Annotated in this window: 1 protein-coding gene and 1 pseudogene; one reads left to right on the forward strand and one right to left on the reverse strand. The window is 36.8% G+C overall.

Features of this window, described 5'->3' with window-relative positions; all coding sequences use genetic code 11:
* Positions 1-481: winged helix-turn-helix domain-containing protein (locus tag R7Z49_RS23510; protein WP_318112146.1), on the reverse strand; the 481-nt coding region annotated here is incomplete at its 3' end.
* 270 nt (positions 482-751) lie between these two features.
* Between R7Z49_RS23510 and R7Z49_RS23515 the strand changes: the two are divergent.
* Positions 752-1,157 (forward strand): annotated as a pseudogene (locus R7Z49_RS23515) (cellulose biosynthesis protein BcsE); the annotation flags it as partial.

Here is a 1,157-nt window from a genome sequence, read left to right on the forward strand (position 1 = left end):
TGTCACAGCTTGCCTTTAACGCTTCATAAGCCTCTATAAATGCTTGCTGTTGTGCTTCATCAAACTTGTGTGGTACGCCTTTCGGTTGCTTGTAGCTAAAACCATTGTGGTGAAGCCATTTATTCATACCAGAAACCGTGTAATCCAGTCCAAATGTCTCTTTAACGTAAGTGACAATTTGATGCGTATGAGAATAGGTTTTCTCAGTCAAATGCTCGATTAGGTGCATGGTTTGAGTAGCAGAGAGCTTGCTTTGGCTTCCGCCATTTTCAGGCTTAAGTTTTTCAGAAAGAACGTAGTCGCTGAGATGACGAGCAACGGTCGATTCATGAATACGAAGAGCTTGTGAAATCATAGTCTGACTCCAGCCTTCAGAAGCCAGCAAAACAGCCTTAATACGGTCGCAAACTCGACTATCACGTTCAATGTCGTGCATTTGTTCGAGTTGCAGTTTCTGTTGAGGAGTCAGTGTAATTTTCATGGTTCGTAGCATGATCCTGATTCTATCGAAAATCAAGCATCTTCAATGATCACGGGTATAGTAAATCATAGACTTGCAAATTATTGAGTTTAAACTTATAAACATCATATGAAACAATGCTATAACTATTTTAATTTCTGATCAATTTCGTTTAATATCTCGGCGTCATTTTCTTGTCGCCAAGCAAAGTAACATTGTAACGATTAGCATACAGCGGATTGTAAGCCACAACGCACAACAACAGTAAACCATTGATTATAAGGCCTTTTGATGTCAGCAATCTCCGGGTTATCCGCAATTACTTCTGAACGAGAGATAAATTCTGTTTATGTAAACTTATTTACACATAAGCAAATGGTTATTGATTATTTGTTCAGTACGCTACCAGCAAATAACAACACTTCACTTACAAGCTTTACAGACAAGGAAACTTTTTTGTCTGCATTGAATGATGAGGCCTTATGCAAATTCAATGACTTATCTAAAAATTATCTTGAACAGTGTTTTTTTCTTAGCCACAAATTCACAAATAAAGCGCCAAACGCTATAAAGCTTGCAAAAGATATTCATCAAACAAATATAAACAAACTCTCTACATATATATTAGTAGTTCCAGATTCACTGGTATCATCAAGTGACGATTATTTTGTAAGTATTTTCCTACAAGACTTAAATG

Source organism: Vibrio sp. 1562, assembly GCF_033340155.1.
GTDB lineage: Bacteria > Pseudomonadota > Gammaproteobacteria > Enterobacterales > Vibrionaceae > Vibrio > Vibrio alginolyticus.